The following is a 19883-nucleotide window of genomic DNA, read 5'->3' on the forward strand; positions in this document are numbered from 1 at the left end:
ATGAATATTTATCAACGGCTCGGGCTGAAACGGGTGATCAACGCCAGCGGCAAGATGACCCTCCTTGGTGTTTCTTCGGTGCCGAAAGAAGTGATGGCGGCCACGGCCGAGGCGGCGTCGGCCTTTGTGGAAATTGATGCGCTGGTGGATCGCGTTGGCGAACTGATCTCTCAGCATACCGGTGCGCAAGACAGCTATGTGACCTCCTGCGCCTCCGCCGGGGTGGCTATTGCGGTCGCGGCAGCCATTACCCGGGGGGAGCCGGAGCGGGTGGCACTGATGCCATGTAGTGAAGGTTTGGCGAATGAAATCGTCATGCTACGTGGCCACAATATTGACTACGGTGCGCCGATCACCACCGCTATCCGGCTGGGCGGCGGTAAGGTGGTTGAGGTGGGGCAAAGCAATCTGGCGGCCCGCTGGCAACTGGCAAAGGCCATCACGGCGCAGACGGCGGCGCTGTTTTACGTCAAGTCGCATCACTGTGTGCAAAAGGGCATGGTTGCGCTGAGCGATTTTGTCTCCGTGGCCCGTGATGCCGGGCTGCCGCTGATTGTGGATGCGGCCGCAGAGGAAGATTTGCGGGCCTATGTTGCAGCCGGGGCCAACATGGTGGTGTATAGCGGGGCCAAAGCGCTGGACGCACCGACCTCCGGTTTTGTCACTGGCGATCGGCAATGGGTCGCCTGTTGCAAGGCCCAGCATAACGGCATTGCGCGTGCGATGAAGATCGGCAAGGAGAACATGGTGGGGCTGGTGATGGCGCTGGATCATTATCAGCAACATCAACCGGACTGGAGCCGCCAATTACCGGCATTGCGCGAATTGGCACAGCAGATTTCCGCGCTGCCGGGCCTACAGGCGGAGATCGAACAGGATGAAGCCGGGCGAGCGATTTATCGAGTGCGGGTAAGCGTAGACGCCTCCAGGCTAGGATTAACCGCCTATCAGGTGGAAGAGCAACTGCGCACTGGCGAGGTGGCGATTTACACCCGCCATTACTGGCTGAATCAGGGCGTCTTCAGCTTCGATCCACGGGCGCTGCGCGACGACGACTTTGCGTTGATTGTGGAGAGGTTGACGGAAATTGTGCAACAGGCCAGGGGGCAACATGCAACAGCTTGATTTTTACCAGGGGCGAGTGGCTATCAACGTGCTGGCCAAAGATATCCCTAACGCATTACAGGTACACCATGCCGCTGAAGGACATGCTGCTATTGGCGTGATCTCGGCGCAGTTCACCAACGTCGAACAGGGTGTGGCCGAGGTGAAGCGCTGGATGGAGCACATCCCGGCTATTTCCGTTGGCTTGGGGGCAGGGTCGGCAGCACAGTTTTATAAGGCGGCAATGATTGCGGCGGCCACCGCGCCTGCACACGTCAACCAAACCTTCACAGGCTGTGGTTTTGCCGCGGGTGCATTGGCGGCCCGTGGCATCAGCAATACCTGCATCAATGCCTTGATCTCGCCAACCGGCACGCCAGGGAAGGTGATCATTTCCACCGGAGTTCACAGCAGCCAGGGCGAGCCTGCCGTGGTGAGCTGTGACAGCGCGGTGCGTATGATCCTCGATCTGGGTGGTCATGCGGCCAAATTCTTCCCGATGGGGGGGTTATCGTCGCTGGCAGAACTGCGCGCATTGGCGGAAAGTTGCGTGCGCAATGGCATGACCATGATCGAACCCACCGGCGGGATCGATACGCGAAACTTCCTGCCAATACTGGAAACCTGCCTTGACGCAGGAGTCGCAAAGGTGATGCCACACGTTTACAGTTCCATCATCGATCCACACAGCGGAGAGACCCGTGCCGAAGAGGTCGCGTTGCTGCTGGAAGGCATCAAACAGATCCTGCGCTAAGGCGCGTGGCGCCTGAATTTGCCGCACTTACCGGCTAGCGAAATTCTCACAAGGCTCAGGAATAAATCCGAGCCTTTTTTTAATTTTTAAAAACATTAAGGCTCTTATTTATAACTCATTTTTTTTCGCTAAATGTGAAAACGGCGGTTTGCTTTCTGATTTTTGCTATGGTAAAACTAATGCAGTTGAAAATTTTACATTCATGAGGATATTGGGCAAATCGCACGGTGTGCGGCTGAAGATAGAGAATAATTATGATGAAACTTAATGGAACGCCTCTCAGAACATCTTGTTGCCAACTTTTCCTTTCTGCCATTCTTGCCAGTGAGCATCACTGGTGCAGCGAGCTATAGCGTCTTTCTCCCTTTACCGGTGCTGATGACTGGGTTCACTTCCCGTCTTTTGGCGTTGCCGGGCAAACTTCTTTAATACGTTTGGGTAGGTTTATCCCCAGAGATTTCTATATCTCAAGCGCCGCCGTGCGCCTGTTTGATGAGATAGATTGGGATAAATACGCCTTAGCGTGCTTGATTCGCCGTTTGGGAGAAAAATTATGATTTATTGGATCTTTTTAGGCTTTGCCATTACCGCCGAAATTATCGGCACCCTGTCCATGAAATACGCTAGCGTCAGCGGCGGTATGACCGGACACATCGTCATGTACGTGATGATCACCCTGTCTTACATCATGCTGTCATTAGCGGTAAAATGCGTGGCCCTGGGCGTTGCTTACGCCCTATGGGAAGGGATCGGCATCCTGTTTATTACCCTGTTTAGCGTGATGCTGTTTGATGAGCCAATCTCGGCGCTGAAAGTGCTGGGTCTGGTGGCGTTGATTGCCGGGATCCTGCTGGTGAAATCCGGCACCCGCAAGCCACGAAAACAGGTCAGCCCGCGAGGTAACAACCATGCAACAGCTTGAGTTGTACCACATTGGGTTTCTGGCCTTGGCCATCGTACTGGAGATCGTGGCCAACATCTTTCTGAAGATGTCTAATGGTTTTAGCAGGGTTTGGCTGGGGCTGTTGTCTCTGGTGTCGGTATTAGGTGCGTTCAGCGCGCTGGCGCAGGCGGTGAAGGGGATCGATCTTTCGGTCGCTTATGCGTTGTGGGGCGGTTTCGGTATTGCCGCCACTATCGCTGCCGGTTGGATCCTGTTCGGTCAACGGCTCAATGCCAAAGGCTGGATGGGGCTGGCCCTGTTATTGACGGGCATGGTCATCATCAAACTGGCTTAACGGCCAAATAAAAACCGCAGGTATCTACTCTTGGGTTAAGGGTATGACCTGCGGTTTTTTGTTTTACAGCGCCGCGATGATCTTGATTTCAACTTTGTATTTAGGATTCATCAGACGTGCTTCTACGGTACAACGTACCGGCGCGCTGCCTGCAACAACCCAGGCATCCCAGGCGGCATTCATGGCGGCAAAATCATCGCCGTTGGCCAGGAAAATGGTGGCGTCTAAAATCCGGCTCTTGTCCGAACCCACTCGCTCCAACAGCACATCGATAGCGGCCAAGGCGTTGGCGGTTTGCGCCGTAGCGTCATCGTCCAGATTTTCCGGGACGCTGGTGTAATAAACGGTGTCATTGTGGATCACCGCTTCTGACCAGCGCTGTGCCGGATCAATTCGTTCGATATTCATGCAATTATCTCCTTATCATCAACGTCATAAGCGTATCACAGCCAGCAATGGATGTGTGTGTGGATAAAGTCGGTGGTAGCGGCGTGGCAGGCTTGGCATAATCACCGCTGAATGATACCGGCAGAGAGATAGCGTGGCAGACGATTTCGCACCAGAAGGCGCATTGGCGCAGGCAATTAAAGGGTTCAAACCCCGTGAACCGCAAAGATTGATGGCAGAGGCGGTAACGGAAGCCATCAATTTCAAACAGGAACTGGTCGTCGAGGCAGGAACCGGCACCGGTAAAACCTACGCCTATCTGGCACCGGCGCTGCGTTCAAAGCGCAAGGTGATTATTTCCACCGGCTCCAAAGCCTTGCAGGATCAGCTTTACGCCCGAGATCTGCCCACCGTGGCCAATGCATTAAAATACAAAGGCAAGCTGGCGCTGCTCAAGGGGCGTTCCAACTATCTGTGCCTGGAACGTCTGGAGCAGCAATCCATGGCTGGTGGCGATCTGGCTGGCCAGACGCTGATCGATTTGGTGCGGCTGCGCAGCTGGTCAACCCTGACGGAAGAAGGGGATATCAGCTCCTGTAGCGATGTGGCGGAAGACAGCTTTGTCTGGCCGCTGGTGACCAGCACCAACGATAACTGTCTGGGCAGTGATTGCCCGCTGTATAAAGAGTGCTTCGTCGTCAAGGCTCGACGCCGGGCAATGGATGCCGACGTGGTGGTGGTTAACCATCATCTGTTTCTGGCGGATATGGTGGTCAAGGAGGGCGGTTTTGCCGAACTGATCCCGGAAGCGGACGTGATGATCTTCGACGAAGCGCATCAGATCCCGGATATCGCCAGCCAATACTTCGGCAAGCAGCTCACCAGCCGTCAACTGATGGATCTGGCTAAAGACATCACCATTGCTTACCGTACCGAGGTGCGCGATAGCGCACAGTTGCAAAAGAGCGCCGATCGCCTCAGCCAGAGCACGCAGGATTTCCGTTTGGCGCTGGGAGAACCAGGTTTTCGCGGTAACCTTCGTGAGGTGCTCACTCAACCTAACGTCCAGCGTGCCTTGCTGCTGCTCGATGATGCGTTGGAGCTGTGTTACGACGTGGTCAAGCTTTCCCTTGGCCGTTCGGCGTTGCTGGATGCCGCCTTCGAGCGTGCGACGCAGTTCCGCGCCCGCCTTAAGCGGCTCAAAGAGGTCAACGAACCCGGCTTCAGCTATTGGTATGAATGTAACTCACGCAGTTTTGTGTTGGCGCTCACGCCATTGACGGTATCAGACCGCTTCCGCGAGATGCTGGACGAAAAGCCGGGCAGCTGGATTTTCACCTCGGCAACGCTGTCGGTGAATGAGCAAATGGGCCATTTTACCGATCGTTTGGGGCTGAATAAGGCCAAAACCCTGCTGCTACCCAGCCCGTTTGACTATGCCAATCAGGCGTTGCTCTGTGTGCCACGTTTCTTGCCCTCGCCGAATCAACCCGGTGGCGCACGTCAGTTGGCCCGAATGCTGCGGCCAATGATTGAGGCTAACCAGGGCCGCTGTTTCTTCCTGTGCACTTCGCATCAGATGATGCGTGAGCTGGCCGAAGAGTTCCGCGCCACCTTGACGCTGCCGGTGCTGTTGCAAGGGGAAACCAGCAAGGGTCAACTGTTGGCGCAGTTTGTCGAAGCGGGCAATGCGTTACTGGTGGCAACCAGCAGCTTCTGGGAAGGGGTCGACGTGCGCGGTGATGCGCTCTCTTGCGTGATTATCGATAAGCTGCCGTTTACCTCGCCGGACGATCCGTTGCTGAAGGCGCGCATTGAAGATTGCCGTTTACGCGGCGGTGACCCGTTCAATGATGTGCAACTGCCCGATGCTGTGATTACGCTCAAGCAGGGAGTTGGCCGTCTGATCCGCGATACCGACGATCGGGGCGTGCTGGTGATTTGTGATAACCGCCTGGTGATGCGTCCTTATGGTGAAGTGTTTCTCAACAGCCTGCCACCAACGCCACGTACCCGCGATCTGGCACAGGCTATTGCCTTCCTCAAGGGTGAATAGGCGCGACTTCTGGGGTGTGCTACAATGCGCGCCCTGTATGAAACCACTGATATTTCCCGCCTGAGGTTTGGCATGTCCACGCGAATTTTAGCGATCGATACGGCGACGGAAGCATGTTCTGTCGCTATCTGGAATCAAGGCGAAGTTCACGCCCTGTTTGAACTGTGCCCACGCGAGCATACCCAGCGCATTTTGCCGCTGGTGCAGCAGGTGCTGGCCGAAACCGGATTATCCCTTTCACAACTCGATGCCTTGGCCTTTGGTCGTGGCCCTGGGAGCTTTACCGGCGTGCGTATCGGCATTGGTATTGCCCAAGGGTTGGCGCTCGGCGCCGAACTGCCGATGCTCGGGATTTCTACCTTGCAAACCATGGCGCAAGGTGCCTGGCGCATGACTGGCGCGCAACGAGTGTTGGCGGCGATCGATGCCCGTATGGGCGAAGTCTATTGGGGCCAGTTTGAACGCCAGCCTGATGGCCAGTGGCTGGAAAGCGCGGGGGAAGCGGTGCTGTCTCCACAGCAGGCTCTGGAGCGAGCGCAACATTTGCAAGGCGATTGGGCCCATGTGGGGACCGGTTGGCAAACCTACCCAGATTTGGTTGCAGGTTCCTCGCTGCACGTTACCGACGGGCAAATGCTGTTGCCGCAGGCCGAAGATATGCTGCCTCTGGCGCTACAGGCTTGGCAACAAGGCCTGGCGGTTAGCGTGGAGAATGCCGAACCGACCTATTTGCGTAACGAAGTCACCTGGAAGAAGCTACCGGGACGCGAATAGTTTCCTATAGTTAATCTAAAGTTGCCGCCGATAGAAAACAGCTCCGCTTGCAACTTGCACTGATGAACGTTGTCGAAGTTACAGCTAATTCAGGAGATTGCGATGATCTTAACCCGTACTGTGAGTAAAAAGCTGTTAACGCTGGCAATCGCAAGCAGCGTGTTGGCGCTCTCTGGCTGTGTGACCATTCCGGATGCCATCCAAGGCACCAGCCCTACGCCGGTCGATCGACTGTCAGTGGTGCAAAACGCACCGAAACAGTTTACCGGCGCGGAGGCACGCTTCGGCGGTACCGTGGTTGCGGTGGCTAATGAACGTGGGCGTACCATCCTGGAGATTGCGGCGGTGCCGCTGGATTCTGGCGCTCGCCCGATATTGGGGGAACCTTCGCAAGGCCGTTTGCTGGCTTCGGTTAACGGCTTCCTCGACCCGGTCGACTTCAGAGGGCAACTGGTCACCGTGGTTGGGCCGATCACCGGCCTACGGGACGGTAAGATTGGCATGACGCCTTACCGCTTTGTCACCATGGATGCGACCGGTTTCAAGCGTTGGCGCATCGCTCAGCAGATTGTGATGCCGCCACAGCCAATGGGGCCGTGGGGCTGGCATAATGGCCCATGGGGCCCAGGTTGGGGCGGGGGTTATGGCTGGTATAATCCAGGTCCGGCGCAGGTGCAAACTTTCGTTACGGAGTAAGGACGCAGATCTGAGGCTTCGGCAAGTAGGATAGTTTTTATACTTTAGGGCGGCTTAATGGCCGCCTTAACTTTTTTTGTTGTGCGGTTGCGTCGGCAATTAGTGACGCACATCGCAACCTGAATATTGTTTAAAACCCAAACTGGTACGCTGAGTTAAAATATTGTTAAAGTTTGGCTGCAATTTTGGGGGCTACGATGATAATTAGTAATGATTTCAGGAGTAATAGCTTGGAAAAGGTCTGGTTAAAACGTTACCCGGCGGATGTTCCGGCAGAAATCGATGCCGATCAATACTCATCCCTGATCGAAATGTTTGAGAATGCGGTTGCCCGTTACGCGGATCAACCCGCCTTTATCAACATGGGTGAGGTGATGACCTTCCGCAAGCTGGAAGAGCGCAGCCGAGCATTTGCCGCCTACCTGCAAAACGAGTTGGGGCTGAAGAAGGGCGACCGTGTGGCGCTGATGATGCCCAACCTGTTGCAATACCCGATCGCTCTGTTCGGTATTTTGCGGGCGGGAATGGTGGTGGTTAACGTCAACCCGCTGTATACCCCTCGTGAGTTGGAACATCAACTGAACGACAGCGGTGCCAGCGCGATTGTCATCGTTTCCAATTTCGCCCACACCTTGGAAAAGGTGGTGTTCAAAACCCAGGTTAAACATGTCATTCTGACCCGCATGGGCGACCAGCTTTCTGCAGCCAAAGGCACGTTGGTCAACTTTGTGGTGAAGTACATCAAGCGGCTGGTGCCCAAATACGACCTGCCGGATGCCATCTCGTTTCGCAGCGCGTTGCAGCGTGGCCGCCGCCTGCAATACGTGAAGCCAGATATTATCAATACCGATCTGGCCTTCCTGCAGTATACCGGCGGCACTACCGGCGTGGCGAAAGGGGCGATGCTGACCCACCGCAACATGCAGGCCAATCTGGTACAGGCCAAAGCGGCTTATGTGCCGTTACTGCGTGAAGGGCAGGAGTTGGTGGTTACCGCCTTGCCGCTGTATCATATCTTTGCGTTGACGGTGAACTGCCTACTGTTTATCGAGTTGGGCGGCCGTAGCCTGCTGATCACCAACCCACGTGATATTCCGGGGCTGGTGAAGGAGCTGGCAAAATACCCGTTTAGCGCCATGACCGGGGTAAATACCCTGTTTAATGCGTTATTGAACAATGAAGATTTCCAGAAGCTGGACTTCTCCACGCTGCGGCTTTCCGTTGGCGGAGGGATGTCGGTGCAGAAATCGGTGGCGGAAAAGTGGGAAAAGCTGACCGGCCATCATTTGCTGGAAGGCTATGGGCTGACGGAGTGCTCTCCACTGGTCTCTGGCAACCCGCATGATTTGAAGCACTACAGCGGCAGCATTGGCCTGCCGGTGCCATCTACCGATATCCGTCTGGTGGATGATGAAGGTAAAGATGTGCCGGTCGGTCAACCCGGTGAACTTTGGGTTAAAGGGCCGCAAGTTATGTTAGGCTATTGGCAACGCCCTGACGCGACGGACGAAGTGTTGCGCGATGGCTGGCTGGCGACCGGGGATGTCGTTACCGTGGATGATGAGGGCTTTATCCGCATCGTTGACCGTAAGAAAGATATGATCCTGGTTTCTGGTTTTAACGTCTACCCGAACGAGATCGAAGAGATCGTTAGCCAGCACCCTAAAGTGCTGGAATGTGCGGCCATTGGGGTACCCAGCGATGCTTCCGGTGAAGCGGTGAAGATTTGTGTGGTGAAGAAAGATCAGACACTCACCAAAGAAGAGTTGCTAACCCATTGCCGTCGGCACCTGACAGGGTATAAAGTGCCAAAAATTGTTGAGTTCCGTGACGAGTTGCCGAAGTCGAACGTCGGCAAAATCTTACGACGGGAACTGCGTGACGAACAGAAAAAGCCCAAGGCTGACGATGCCGCCTAGGCCAATCGTTGCTCCCCTTTTCAACAGCGCCGGTGAATAAGCCGGCGTTGTTGTGTTTGAATCCTAAAAATGACCAAGAGAATGATGTTTTGAATTATCAGTTGATCACTACCGACGCCGGATTGCAGCAGGTCTGCGAGCAGGCAAGAAACTACGCCCAGGTGGCGCTGGATACCGAGTTCGTCCGCACGCGTACCTATTATCCGCAGTTAGGCCTGATCCAGTTATATGATGGTGAACAACTTTCCCTGATCGATCCTCTCCCCATCAAGCAGTGGCAACCCTTTATCGACCTGCTGGCCGATACCGCCGTCGTGAAATTCCTACACGCTGGTAGTGAAGATCTTGAGGTGTTTCTGAACGCCTTCAAGACGCTGCCGACACCGATGGTCGATACCCAAATCCTGGCGGCCTTCAGCGGCCATACGCTGTCCTGTGGCTTTGCCAAGCTGGTGACGGAGTACATGAAGGTCGATCTCGATAAGAGTGAATCGCGTACCGACTGGCTGGCGCGGCCGTTGACCGAGCGCCAGTGCGTTTATGCCGCAGCTGATGTGTTCTACCTGTTGCCGATGGCCAAGCAACTGGTGCAGGAGACCGAGGAGGCGGGTTGGACCGCTGCAGCCGATAACGAGTGCCGTTTGCTCTGCCAACGGCGCAGTGAAGCGCTGGCGCCGGAATTGGCCTATCGCGAAATCACCAATGCCTGGCAGTTACGTCCGCGTCAGTTGGCTTGCCTGCAAAAACTGGCCGAGTGGCGTTTACGTCAGGCGCGTGAACGCGATCTGGCGGTGAACTTTGTCGTGCGTGAAGAGAACCTATGGGCCGTGGCGCGCTATATGCCGGGTTCGCTGGGTGAACTGGAGGCGCTGGGGCTGAGTGGCCCGGAGATCCGCTATCATGGTAAAACCCTGGTGGCGCTGGTGGCGGAGGCTAACGCTCTCGAAGAATCAGCCTTGCCGGCACCGTTGAGTAATCTGGTCGATCATCCTGGCTATAAGAAAGTGTTCAAGGAGATTAAGGCTGCCATTACATTGGTAAGTGAGCAGAGTGGCCTTAGCGTCGAACTGCTGGCTTCGCGGCGGCAGATTAACCAGTTGCTGAATTGGCACTGGAAATTGAAAGAGAGCGAGTCACGGCCTGAGTTAATCAGTGGTTGGCGTGGTGAGCTATTGGCCGCGCCGTTGCAGGCGATCCTACAGGATTATTAATCGTTAAACATCGGGCGGGGCAGTTTAAATCAAACTGTTCCGTTTTATCTCGCTAAAAATAAGGCGAAGAAAATATTAATCGCCAGCCTTCACCATAAAGAAAGTGGTGTCAAAAAGAACTGAGAGTCGTCTCAATAGTGCGGAGTTTTTATTTTTGCACGCGCGTTTATAACTGGACGAATATACAGTTGCCCCCTGTATAAAAATATACAGGGGGCACTCATTGCATCGCAATCATTTAGGTGTTTCTTCCGATTCCGGTAGCGTCACGTTAAGTTCAAGTACCGAAATATCGTCCCCTTTCTGCTCGAATTGCACGTGCAGCATCTCGGGGTCGATCTGAATGTATTTACAAATTACCGCTAGAATATCGCGCTTTAAATCAGGCAGATAGTGGGGTTCGCTGTCCCCACGACGACGTTCTGCGACGATAATCTGTAGCCGTTCCTTGGCTACACTGGCTGTCGATTTTTTGCGGGACAGAAAGAAGTCTAACAGAGCCATGGTTTATCCCCCAAAAAGGCGTTTCAGGAAGCCCTTTTTCTCTTCTTCGATGAAGCGGAACGGGCGTTCTTCCCCTAACAGGCGGTGAACGGTATCGTCATAGGCCTTACCGGCATCGGACTCACTATCAAGAATAACAGGTTCACCCTGGTTAGAGGCACGTAATACCGACTGATCTTCCGGGATCACGCCAAGCAGCGGGATACGCAGGATTTCCAGCACGTCTTCCATGCTCAACATGTCGCCACGGCTGACGCGGCCTGGGTTGTAACGGGTTAGCAGCAGATGTTCCTTGATCGGGGATTCCCCTCTCTCGGCACGGCGCGATTTGGAAGCCAGAATGCCCAGGATACGGTCGGAGTCACGTACTGAAGACACTTCCGGGTTGGTGGTGATGATGGCTTCATCGGCAAAGTACAGCGCCATCAAGGCACCGGATTCGATCCCTGCAGGTGAGTCGCAAACCACAAATTCGAAGGCCATCTCGTCGAGATCGCTGAGTATTTTTTCCACGCCTTCACGGGTCAGGGCGTCTTTGTCACGGGTTTGCGAAGCGGGCAGAATGTAGAGGTTGTCGGTGCGCTTGTCTTTGATTAACGCCTGGTTCAGCGTGGCGTCACCTTGGATAACGTTCACGAAATCGTAAACGACCCGGCGTTCACACCCCATGATGAGGTCAAGATTACGCAGACCGATATCAAAGTCGATCACCACGGTTTTCTTGCCTTTCTGGGCCAAGCCGGTCGCAATGGCCGCACTTGATGTGGTCTTGCCAACGCCCCCTTTACCCGATGTAACAACAATAATGCGTGCCATGAAATGGATTCCTTGTCAAAAGGGCTTAATTTAAAGGTTGTATGGTTAAAGCATTATCCAACAGGCTGAGCCTTGCTGCCTGCCCGAGGTACTCGGACGGGATCTGATCGCTCAACCAGTACTGCCCTGCGATAGAGACTAGCTCAGCACCCAGGTGCGTGCAAAAAATCTGACACTGGGTATCGCCAGAGGCGCCAGCCAGTGCGCGGCCACGCATGCTACCGTAAATATGAATATTGCCGTCGGCAATCAGTTCTGCACCGGCGCTGACGCTGCTGGTGACGATCAAATCGCTGTTACGGGCGTAAATCTGTTGGCCTGAACGGACTGGAGTACTGATGATGCGCGTTTTGGCTGGGGCATTATCAGGGACCGGCGCAATCACCGGAGCCTGCGGGGCCGCCTTCTGGCCTTTGCCTTCATTGAGCAGTGGCAAACCGGCGCGGGCGATGGACCGCTTCTGCCGCTCATCTTTGCAACCGCTGATGCCGACCACGCGCAGCCCAGCCGCAGTGACCGCCCGTTGAATTTCTTTCCAGTCTGCGTCGCCGTTAAGCGTAGCAACATTAATAACAACAGGGGCATTTTTGAGAAAAGCGGGCGCTTGTTCCACCTTTTCTTGCAGTGCCTGGCGTATTACCTCGGGTTCGCAATTATGTAAATGAACCACCGATAGGGTAAAACTGCTGCCTTTTAGCTCAATTGGCGATTGTGACATCTATCCTGACTCAGTCTCAGCAACTTAAATCCCCGGAATACCACTCGGGGTGCGATATTCCGAAGTACTATAAGCATGTTATAGTCAGAGTTATATCCAGGCAAGACGCTGCCTCAATTAAATAGAGTTTTAAAAATGTTTTGTGTCATCTATAGAAGCGCCAAGCGCGATCAGACTTATCTTTATGTCGAAAAAAAAGACGATTTCTCTCGGGTGCCGGAAGATCTGATGAAAAGTTTTGGCACGCCGCAGTATGCCATGATGCTGTCGCTTGACGGGCGTAAGAAATTGGCCTCAGCGGATATCGAGAAGGTGAAAGAAGCCCTAAAGCAGGAAGGGTTTTATCTGCAGTTCCCACCGCCGGTGGAAAACCTATTAAACCTTCATTTGTCTGACGCCAACAAATAACCGGGCGTCGATTTTCAACCCTGTGTTAACGCCAGCTTTTAAGCATCATCTGCATCTGGCGGCAGGTCGTCACAGGTAGGGAAAATCATGAAGAAGATGTCGATGATGCTAACGCTGGCCCTTTTAGCTGGCTGCGTTAAACCGGTGGGGGCGGCTCCTGTGGCAGCGCCTGTTGCACAGCCTGCCGGGAGTACGCTGGCCGAAACCGGGCGTGATCCCGCGGAGTTCCCGGCCTATGTGGAACAACTGAAGCGGCGGGCCATCAAGCAGGGTATCCCAGCGGCTACCGTTGAGAACGCGTTTGCCAACGCGCATTTTGTCGATCGGGTGATTAATGCCGATCGTAATCAGTTGGAAAAGAAAATTACGCTGGATGATTACCTCAGCCGAGTGTTGCCCACGTGGAAGATCCAGCGGGGCCGCGAGATGCGCCAGCAATATCAGCCACGGTTGGCGCGAGTGACTGCGCGCTATGGCGTCCCGGAGCAATATATTGTCGCGCTATGGGGTATGGAAAGCGCCTTTGGCAAGATACAGGGTAAGGAAGACGTTGTTTCTGCCCTGGCGACGCTGGCGTTTGAAGGCCGGCGCGAAGCGTTCTTTACCAAACAGCTGATGGCGGCCTTAAAGATTATTGACCAGGGCCACGTTGATGCGGGCAACCTGAAGGGATCCTGGGCGGGAGCGATGGGGCAGAGCCAGTTTATGCCAACCTCGTTTTTGACCTATGCCGCAGATGGGGATGGCGACGGTAAAATCGATATCTGGAATAATCTCGATGATGTGTTTGCCTCTACCGCCAACTACCTGGCTACCGAAGGCTGGCAACCTGGGGTTGGTTGGGGCCGTGAAGTCAAACTGCCCGCGCAATTCAACGCTGAACAACTAGGGTTGAAAGACTCTCAGGGGCATCGCGAAGAGCAGTGGGCGGCCAAAGGGGTGGTGTTAGCAGAGGGTTCACCCTTGCCAGTCTCTGGCCTGCGTAGTTGGGTGATCGCTCCAGATGATATGCAAGGACGCGCATTCTTGGTTTATGATAACTTCCGTACTCTCATGCATTGGAATCGTTCGTATTATTTCGCGATCAGCGTGGGAATGATGGCCGATGGTATCGGTCAATAGGTCGGTAACTACCCGGTGCCTGGAATGGCACCCCGTATGTATCATGGGCTGAGGTTATCTGGCCCCTACACTGTGGTTGGAGAGGCGGTATGTATCAACATAGAGACTGGCAAGGAGCGTTGCTTGATTTCCCGGTAAGCAAAGTGGTTTGCGTGGGCAGCAACTACAGCGATCATATCAAGGAGATGGGGAGTGCAACTCCGCCTGAGCCGGTGTTGTTTATCAAACCTGAAACGGCATTGTGTGATATTCGTCAACCGGTAGCAATCCCCAAGGGGCTGGGGTCGATTCATCATGAAGTCGAGTTGGCGGTGTTGATTGGTACCCCGTTGAAGCAGGCTAATGAAGATCGCGTGGCCCGTGCCATTGCGGGCTATGGCGTGGCGCTGGACTTGACCTTGCGCGATCTGCAGGCCGGGTTCAAGAAGGCGGGTCAACCTTGGGAAAAAGCCAAGGCATTTGATGGCTCCTGCCCGATCTCCGGTTTTATTCCGGTGGCTGAATTTGGCGATCCGCAAAATGCCGAGTTGTCTTTGTCGATCAATGACGAACTGCGTCAGCAGGGCAATACCCGCGATATGATCAATCCCATTTTGCCGCTGATCGCCTATATGAGCCGTTTCTTCACGCTGCGTGCGGGCGACATCATTCTGACCGGGACTCCTCAAGGGGTCGGGCCAATGGTTTCTGGCGATATGCTGAAAATCTTGCTTAACGGTAAGACCCTCAGCACCCGAGTGATTTAATCCCGCTTTATTTTTCTGCCTGCCGGGCCTTCCGGGTGTTGCAGGCAGAAACCTCTTTGGTCACTTACACTGTTATTATCCACGTTGGATGCCATTGCGGCAGGCAGGGGCAACTGGGGAAACGTTTCCTTTTGCGCTCAGTGTCTATATAGTGTGCCCCCTTGAACCTGCTTGCAGGTGGTTTGTTCATTTACCTATTTTCGGAAGTCGATATGTCACAACTCCCTTTTTGGCAACAGAAGACGCTGGACGAAATGTCTGAGGCAGAGTGGGAATCGCTGTGCGACGGATGTGGGCAATGCTGTCTGAACAAGCTGATCGATGAAGATACCGATGAGATTTACTTCACCAACGTGGCCTGCGATCAGCTCAATATCAAATCCTGCCAGTGCCGCAACTACGAGCGCCGCTTTGAGCTGGAAGAAGACTGCATCAAGCTGACGCGCGAAAACCTCACCACGTTCGACTGGCTACCGCCAACCTGCGCCTATCGCCTGATCGGCGAGGGCAAACCCTTGTTCGACTGGCACCCGTTGGTCAGCGGATCAAAAGCGGCAATGCACGGTGAGCGTATTACCGTACGTCATATCGCGGTGCGTGAAAGCGAAGTCGTGGATTGGCAGGACCATATCCTCAACAAACCTAGCTGGGCCAGGTAAGTGGCTGCTATAACCAGAAACTGTGGCCAAATAATTACGCTTGTCACCGCAACACCGTAAGCTAAGTCAGGAGGGAGCCATGCAGGTTAGCCGACCGTTGAGCGCATGGACGCGCGATACGAGCCTCCAGGGATGGATTCACGGCGTGTCGGCGTTCTGCATGGCTCCCTCCTGTAGCACTATTACGTACAGCTACGTATTACTAGCGCTTTTTAGAACGTAGTCTGCGGCCTTATCGCACCACCAGGACCGAGGTTTTGGCATACCTGACGACCGATGATGCCGTTGTGCCAAGCAAGAAGGTGGTGATACTTGGTCTACGCGAACCGACAACGATCAAATCGGCGTTGATCTCATCGGCAAAATTCAAAATCCGATCCCGTGGCGCGCCGATCTCTACCGAACAGTGCACTCGGCCTTCCGGAATATCAAACGCCGTAACGGCTTTCTTTAACTCCGCCAGTGCAATCTGTATCCGCTCATCATCGCTGGGCAGCAACCGCTCGGGGTGCGATAGCCCATATTCATAATAAGAGAGCATAGGGGAGAGGACGGCGAAAAAATGGATATGCGGGTAGTCGATGTTTGCCAGTGAATTAATCGTGGGAATGACTTTCTGTGTTAACTCGATTTCAGCCAAATCAATGGGCGCTAAGATAGTCTTGTACATACAACCTCCATAATGAGTAGGTGATGTGCATACTACTGCGTGATTAATATACCAAATTTGCTGCCCAAATGGGGTGACACAGATCGAAGTTATGGCCGATCCAGCGAATAACCCGCGGATCGGCTGAAAAGTCAGGCTTTCTATATCAATGGCTTGTGTAACAAGGCTTGCAAGACGTTCAGCGGCGCATGCTGCGGGGTTTTCATGGCGCTCACCGGTAAAATAAAGGTCTGTTCCAGCATATACTGCCCGGCCATGGCGGCATGGGGAGTTTGATCGGAAAAACAGATCCAGCTGCTTCCTGGGGGGAATTCAACCGCCTGCTGGGGGCCGCTTTCCTGATAGTCTTTATCTGCCTTCATCGCATCGTGCATTTGCAGCATCAGATGATCGTAGTGACTACGGCGCGTTTTGGTAATACCCACTTTATCCTGCAACCAACTGGCAAAGGGCGAATAACGCTTCAGGCGTGGCAGAAAACGTTGCGCCAGCTCAGGGAACGGCTCCCCGACGCGCCACTGGCGGCTTTCACCATGAGGGTTGATATTGGTGAAGATGCGTAAAATACGGTTGCCATAATTGGGGCGAGAAGGGAACGCATCGACATGCAGGCGGCGGTCGTCCTTGCGCCATGAAGTCGAGGCTGTCCATGCAGAGATCGGGTGCAGACGCAGGCTATTGGTGGGCATTTGCACTGCGTGCCGATATTCGGGCAGGACGGAATTGATCAAATGCTGGCAGGCTTGATAGTGCCGAGCCATTAATTTATGTACCGCTTCGCGTTTGGCCTCAAGGGCAACCCCTGTCAGCTTTTGCTGTTCAGGCTGATAGCTAATATTCTTGCGTTTGGGATCGACCAACTCTGGAGTGAGTAAGGTTTTTTCCGCGTCGGTCAGATTAAAGGCCAGATGAGGGAAATAGAGTACCTTGCCGCTTTCCAACTCGGCTACGGCATCCAAAGTAGCAGAATAGGTGGCATTCCAGTCTAAATAGGGCAGCGTCGTGATGGCCGATTGCGGATTGATTTTATTTTCTAACATAGTGATCCCTTGCTCAAAATACTCTGTCTATCTTTTTGGCTGCGACTGTTCAGTGTTTGAGCGCCTGCTGCCCTGGTAGACGTAGGCGTTTTATCATGCAGAGCATAGCCGAAATCGTGTGCTAACCGGGCGGTCAGGTTAAACAAAAGTTAAACGAGAGAGGAAATAAATCAGGGTGGATGAGGGGAGTGGCTTATATATGTCATCATTTTATTAGTACCCGCCCTAAAGTATTAATACGGTGAATGAAAAACGGCCAATCAGTGATTAAGTGTAGCCAATATATCTGTGCTTGAAAGGGATGAATTACCAAAGATTGAACGCTATATCGGCGGGGAATCGCAACAAAACTTAATGTTATGTAAATTACGACGTAATCGCCTGGTGTACGCTTCTTTTTAAACAAAATCTTAGGTAGCTTGTCGGCACCTCCGCCTATGATGAGAATGTGATGATGAAGATGGTACGCCTGTTTGCCGTGGCCGGAGTACTGATCGTGCTCGTGTATTACTTTACCCATACTTGATGTTGCTTACCCACCACACACGATGCCATTGATTTTCCAAACGGCCGCAGCATGCAGCGGCCCTACTCGGTAAGCCTGGTGATAGGGTGTCAGTAGCAACAAAAAACGGCGCCCTTAGGCGCCGTTTTTGCGATGTTCTAGCGTTAGCGGCCAAACAGATCGCGTTTACGTTGGCGGACAAATTGGCTGAGCAGAACCACAATCCCGATCAGCAAATAGGCAGCAAAAATCCCCACCAGCCATTGTGGCATTTCCAACGACAGGAACTGCCACTGACGCACCGAGCAGTCACCGGACGCGTGGAACACCGCTGGCGCCCATTTGTCTAGTGGCAGCCAGGAAGGGAAGCTGACAAAGAAATCACAGGTATTAAACGGCGATGGATGCAGTTGGATCATAGTGTGTTTCCAGGCTAACTGCAGGCCTTCCCAGGCGCTGTATATCCACAACAGGATCGCCACATAGCGTAGCGGCGACTTCGGTGCCAATGCACCAAGCAGCGACGCTCCCAAAATCCCGAATAGCGCGACGCGTTCGTAGATACACATTACGCAAGGCTGTAACAGCATCACGTGCTGAAAATAGAGGGCGGCCAACTCCAGTACCAATGCAGTCAGAGCCAACAACAGCCAAGCACCGCGCCCCTGCGAGCAGCGGTTAAAGAATTGCAACATATCTATATTCTTCCATGCAGTAAGCAATTGAACCGGCAGTGTAAACCAATTCATCCCCGCTGCCAGCTATCTAACGACGATTCAGTGAAAAATATCGTCGTTTGCGGGGACGGTTATGGCGGCTAATGTGCAGCGATTGGGGCCGTTGCGTCAAGCGGTAGCGGCATTAGCCACTGCCATTGGGTAAACAGGTCCGTTACCGGTGCCAGAGTATGCTGCACACACAGCAGGCCAACCAGGGTCAGCACCACCGTGTAAGGCAATGCCATCCAGACCATGCGGCCATAAGACAGACGTACCAACGGTGCCAGAGCAGAGGTCAGCAGGAACAGGAAAGCAGCCTGCCCGTTGGGTGTAGCTACCGAAGGCAGATTGGTGCCGGTATTAATCGCTACCGCCAACAGTTCGAACTGTTGCAGAGAAATTGCTCCTTCCGCCAATGCTGCCCGAGCTTCGTTAATGTAAACCGTACCGACAAAAACGTTATCAGAAACGGAAGAGAGCAGACCGTTGAACAGATAAAACAGGGAAAGCTGTGAGCTCGGCGGTGCCTGTAGCACATAGTGGATCACCGGAGTAAACAGCTGCTGTTCAATGATCACTGCCACAACGGTGAAGAACACCGTCAGCAGCGCGGTAAAGGGCAGGGCTTCCTGGAAAGCCTTGCCGATCGCATGCTCATCGGTTACGCCGCACAGTGAGGTCGCCAAAATGATCACCGAGAGGCCAATCAGGCCCACTTCCGCCAGGTGGAAGGCCAAGGCAATCACCAACCAGAGGCCGATTAACGCCTGTACCACCAACTTCATCTTTTCCTGGCGGCTACGCTTGGCCGTTGCCTGGCGATCGAACTCTTTCAGTACGCTACGCACCTGATCCGGCAGTTTGGTGCCGTAGCCAAAAACTGCAAAACGTTCAACCAGCAGGCAAACCAACAGACCGCAAATAAACACCGGCAGCGTGACGGGGGTCATACGCAGGAAAAATTCGCCAAAGCCCCACCCGGCGCTTTTGGCGATGATCAGGTTCTGCGGCTCGCCTACCATGGTCATCACGCCCCCGAGAGCGGTGCCCACGCCGGCATGCATCAGCAGGCTGCGCAGAAAGCCACGGAACTGTTCCAGCGTCTGTTTATGGTCGGCATCTTCCAGGCGGCTATCGTCACTAATATCGGTCTTCTGATTGGAGGCGACGTTATGGTAGATAGAATAAAAACCTGTGCCGACGCTAATCACCACCGCTACCACGGTCAGGGCATCCAGGAAGGCAGAAAGCAGTGCCGCGGCAACGCAGAAGGACAGCGATAGCAGCATCTTTGAGCGGATGTTCAGGAGCAGTTTGGTAAATACAAACAGCAGCAACTGCTTCATAAAGTAGATGCCTGCCACCATAAACACCAGCAGCAATAACACCTCAAGATTACTGGCAATTTCCGCGCTGACGTGTGCGGGGCTGGTCATGCCGATCAACACTGCCTCAATGGCCAGTAGTCCACCGGGCTGTAACGGGTAGCATTTCAGCGCCATAGCCAGCGTAAAGATGAACTCGATAACCAGTAACCAGCCCGCCACGAAAGGGCTGACCAGGAAAAACACCAAGGGATTGATCACCAGAAAACTGATGATAGCCAGTTTGTACCAATCGGGGGACGCCCCGAGAAAGTTCTTTACCAATGCCGAGCGTATTGTCATATCCATGCTTGTTTTTGCGAAACCTCAAAGTGAGTTGGCTCGTCATACCCTAACAACGGCAGTGGGCCTGATGCAAATAAGGAAGTCCTAATAGACTGAAATTTCGGCGAAGTGGTTTTTTTCATCTTTTTGCCAGCTTATGCACACTTTCGTTTAATGTTTTTGGCTCG

21 protein-coding genes are annotated in these 19883 nt (G+C 53.8%); 13 read left to right on the forward strand and 8 right to left on the reverse strand.

Annotated elements, in window-relative coordinates:
• The 4 genes from dgaE (at position 1) to mdtI (ending at position 3096) form a co-directional block, all read left to right on the forward strand.
• Positions 1–1125: a D-glucosaminate-6-phosphate ammonia lyase gene (gene dgaE / locus ACMV5H_RS12620; protein WP_115158833.1), complete on the forward strand. Its 1125-nt coding sequence runs from the start codon at positions 1–3 to the stop codon at positions 1123–1125.
• Entirely contained in the window at positions 1112–1858 is a 747-nt protein-coding gene (gene dagF / locus ACMV5H_RS12625; RefSeq protein WP_021806646.1) for a 2-dehydro-3-deoxy-phosphogluconate aldolase, read from the forward strand. Before dgaE ends, dagF begins: the two co-directional genes overlap by 14 nt.
• 553 nt (positions 1859–2411) lie before the next feature.
• The gene (gene mdtJ / locus ACMV5H_RS12630) at positions 2412–2780 is read left to right on the forward strand and encodes a multidrug/spermidine efflux SMR transporter subunit MdtJ (protein WP_414821929.1); all 369 of its coding nucleotides are present in this window, start codon (positions 2412–2414) and stop codon (positions 2778–2780) included.
• A complete protein-coding gene (gene mdtI, locus ACMV5H_RS12635; RefSeq protein ID WP_021181166.1) occupies positions 2767–3096 on the forward strand; it encodes a multidrug/spermidine efflux SMR transporter subunit MdtI in 330 nt (109 codons plus the stop codon). Before mdtJ ends, mdtI begins: the two co-directional genes overlap by 14 nt.
• Before the next feature lie 63 nt (positions 3097–3159).
• Here the strand turns inward: mdtI and ACMV5H_RS12640 are convergent, their stop codons facing one another.
• Positions 3160–3504, reverse strand: coding sequence for a RidA family protein (locus tag ACMV5H_RS12640; RefSeq protein ID WP_021806645.1), 345 nt, complete (start codon positions 3502–3504; stop codon positions 3160–3162).
• Between the two features lie 133 nt (positions 3505–3637).
• Here ACMV5H_RS12640 and ACMV5H_RS12645 point away from each other — a divergent pair, with 133 nt between their 5' ends.
• From ACMV5H_RS12645 to rnd, 5 genes are all read left to right on the forward strand, one after another.
• The gene (locus tag ACMV5H_RS12645) at positions 3638–5539 is read left to right on the forward strand and encodes an ATP-dependent DNA helicase (RefSeq protein WP_115158835.1); all 1902 of its coding nucleotides are present in this window, start codon (positions 3638–3640) and stop codon (positions 5537–5539) included.
• A gap of 72 nt (positions 5540–5611) precedes the next feature.
• Complete coding sequence (gene tsaB, locus ACMV5H_RS12650) at positions 5612–6313, forward strand: tRNA (adenosine(37)-N6)-threonylcarbamoyltransferase complex dimerization subunit type 1 TsaB (RefSeq protein WP_037376119.1); 702 nt, start codon at positions 5612–5614, stop codon at positions 6311–6313.
• Between the two features lie 105 nt (positions 6314–6418).
• The gene (locus ACMV5H_RS12655; protein WP_046808505.1) at positions 6419–7009 is read left to right on the forward strand and encodes a Slp family lipoprotein; all 591 of its coding nucleotides are present in this window, start codon (positions 6419–6421) and stop codon (positions 7007–7009) included.
• Positions 7010–7239: 230 nt separating this feature from the next.
• Positions 7240–8928, forward strand: coding sequence for a long-chain-fatty-acid--CoA ligase FadD (gene fadD, locus ACMV5H_RS12660; RefSeq protein ID WP_021806642.1), 1689 nt, complete (start codon positions 7240–7242; stop codon positions 8926–8928).
• A gap of 89 nt (positions 8929–9017) precedes the next feature.
• Positions 9018–10139 (forward strand): ribonuclease D, encoded by a 1122-nt coding sequence (gene rnd / locus ACMV5H_RS12665; RefSeq protein ID WP_179253995.1) that lies wholly within the window; start codon positions 9018–9020, stop codon positions 10137–10139.
• Between the two features lie 234 nt (positions 10140–10373).
• On the opposite strand, the gene minE is transcribed toward rnd, so the two are convergent.
• Genes minE through minC form a run of 3 tightly spaced genes read right to left on the reverse strand, consistent with a single transcriptional unit; the run spans position 10374 to position 12177 of the window.
• On the reverse strand, positions 10374–10643 hold the full coding sequence (minE, locus tag ACMV5H_RS12670) for a cell division topological specificity factor MinE (protein ID WP_021181173.1): 270 nt from the start codon (positions 10641–10643) through the stop codon (positions 10374–10376).
• 3 nt (positions 10644–10646) lie between these two features.
• Positions 10647–11459 carry a septum site-determining protein MinD gene (gene minD, locus ACMV5H_RS12675; RefSeq protein WP_021806640.1) on the reverse strand — a complete coding sequence of 271 codons (813 nt, stop codon included), beginning with the start codon at positions 11457–11459 and terminating at the stop codon, positions 10647–10649.
• 25 nt (positions 11460–11484) lie between these two features.
• Complete coding sequence (gene minC / locus ACMV5H_RS12680; RefSeq protein ID WP_021806639.1) at positions 11485–12177, reverse strand: septum site-determining protein MinC; 693 nt, start codon at positions 12175–12177, stop codon at positions 11485–11487.
• A 135-nt stretch (positions 12178–12312) separates the two neighbouring features.
• Between minC and ACMV5H_RS12685 the strand changes: the two genes are divergently transcribed.
• The 4 genes from ACMV5H_RS12685 to ACMV5H_RS12700 all read left to right on the forward strand — a co-directional run bounded on the left by ACMV5H_RS12685 (position 12313) and on the right by ACMV5H_RS12700 (position 15112).
• Complete coding sequence (locus ACMV5H_RS12685) at positions 12313–12585, forward strand: YcgL domain-containing protein (RefSeq protein WP_021806638.1); 273 nt, start codon at positions 12313–12315, stop codon at positions 12583–12585.
• Positions 12586–12672: 87 nt separating this feature from the next.
• Positions 12673–13707 (forward strand): lytic transglycosylase domain-containing protein, encoded by a 1035-nt coding sequence (locus ACMV5H_RS12690; protein WP_179253996.1) that lies wholly within the window; start codon positions 12673–12675, stop codon positions 13705–13707.
• Between the two features lie 89 nt (positions 13708–13796).
• A complete protein-coding gene (locus ACMV5H_RS12695) occupies positions 13797–14453 on the forward strand; it encodes a fumarylacetoacetate hydrolase family protein (RefSeq protein WP_414821930.1) in 657 nt (218 codons plus the stop codon).
• Between the two features lie 212 nt (positions 14454–14665).
• The gene (locus ACMV5H_RS12700; protein ID WP_021181179.1) at positions 14666–15112 is read left to right on the forward strand and encodes a YcgN family cysteine cluster protein; all 447 of its coding nucleotides are present in this window, start codon (positions 14666–14668) and stop codon (positions 15110–15112) included.
• A 232-nt stretch (positions 15113–15344) separates the two neighbouring features.
• On the opposite strand, the gene ACMV5H_RS12705 is transcribed toward ACMV5H_RS12700, so the two are convergent.
• The 4 genes from ACMV5H_RS12705 to nhaB form a co-directional block, all read right to left on the reverse strand.
• Positions 15345–15782: a universal stress protein gene (locus ACMV5H_RS12705; RefSeq protein ID WP_094981347.1), complete on the reverse strand. Its 438-nt coding sequence runs from the start codon at positions 15780–15782 to the stop codon at positions 15345–15347.
• 140 nt (positions 15783–15922) lie between these two features.
• Positions 15923–16822 (reverse strand): Kdo hydroxylase family protein, encoded by a 900-nt coding sequence (locus ACMV5H_RS12710; RefSeq protein WP_021806635.1) that lies wholly within the window; start codon positions 16820–16822, stop codon positions 15923–15925.
• Between the two features lie 669 nt (positions 16823–17491).
• A complete protein-coding gene (gene dsbB / locus ACMV5H_RS12715) occupies positions 17492–18022 on the reverse strand; it encodes a disulfide bond formation protein DsbB (RefSeq protein ID WP_021181182.1) in 531 nt (176 codons plus the stop codon).
• Between the two features lie 122 nt (positions 18023–18144).
• Positions 18145–19719, reverse strand: coding sequence for a sodium/proton antiporter NhaB (gene nhaB, locus ACMV5H_RS12720; RefSeq protein WP_021806634.1), 1575 nt, complete (start codon positions 19717–19719; stop codon positions 18145–18147).
• Positions 19720–19883 lie beyond the last annotated feature (164 nt).

The organism is Serratia sp. N21D137, from assembly GCF_047530005.1.
GTDB lineage: Bacteria > Pseudomonadota > Gammaproteobacteria > Enterobacterales > Enterobacteriaceae > Chania > Chania fonticola_B.

Coding starts and splice junctions, on each gene's coding strand:
- dgaE (WP_115158833.1), top strand. CDS start 1: ATGAATATTTATCAACGGCTCGGGCTGAAACGGGTGATCAACGCCAGC.
- dagF (WP_021806646.1), top strand. CDS start 1,112: ATGCAACAGCTTGATTTTTACCAGGGGCGAGTGGCTATCAACGTGCTG.
- mdtJ (WP_414821929.1), top strand. CDS start 2,412: ATGATTTATTGGATCTTTTTAGGCTTTGCCATTACCGCCGAAATTATC.
- mdtI (WP_021181166.1), top strand. CDS start 2,767: ATGCAACAGCTTGAGTTGTACCACATTGGGTTTCTGGCCTTGGCCATC.
- ACMV5H_RS12640 (WP_021806645.1), bottom strand. CDS start 3,504: ATGAATATCGAACGAATTGATCCGGCACAGCGCTGGTCAGAAGCGGTG.
- tsaB (WP_037376119.1), top strand. CDS start 5,612: ATGTCCACGCGAATTTTAGCGATCGATACGGCGACGGAAGCATGTTCT.
- minE (WP_021181173.1), bottom strand. CDS start 10,643: ATGGCTCTGTTAGACTTCTTTCTGTCCCGCAAAAAATCGACAGCCAGT.
- minD (WP_021806640.1), bottom strand. CDS start 11,459: ATGGCACGCATTATTGTTGTTACATCGGGTAAAGGGGGCGTTGGCAAG.
- minC (WP_021806639.1), bottom strand. CDS start 12,177: ATGTCACAATCGCCAATTGAGCTAAAAGGCAGCAGTTTTACCCTATCG.
- ACMV5H_RS12685 (WP_021806638.1), top strand. CDS start 12,313: ATGTTTTGTGTCATCTATAGAAGCGCCAAGCGCGATCAGACTTATCTT.
- ACMV5H_RS12690 (WP_179253996.1), top strand. CDS start 12,673: ATGAAGAAGATGTCGATGATGCTAACGCTGGCCCTTTTAGCTGGCTGC.
- ACMV5H_RS12695 (WP_414821930.1), top strand. CDS start 13,797: ATGTATCAACATAGAGACTGGCAAGGAGCGTTGCTTGATTTCCCGGTA.
- ACMV5H_RS12700 (WP_021181179.1), top strand. CDS start 14,666: ATGTCACAACTCCCTTTTTGGCAACAGAAGACGCTGGACGAAATGTCT.
- ACMV5H_RS12705 (WP_094981347.1), bottom strand. CDS start 15,782: ATGTACAAGACTATCTTAGCGCCCATTGATTTGGCTGAAATCGAGTTA.
- ACMV5H_RS12710 (WP_021806635.1), bottom strand. CDS start 16,822: ATGTTAGAAAATAAAATCAATCCGCAATCGGCCATCACGACGCTGCCC.
- dsbB (WP_021181182.1), bottom strand. CDS start 18,022: ATGTTGCAATTCTTTAACCGCTGCTCGCAGGGGCGCGGTGCTTGGCTG.
- nhaB (WP_021806634.1), bottom strand. CDS start 19,719: ATGGATATGACAATACGCTCGGCATTGGTAAAGAACTTTCTCGGGGCG.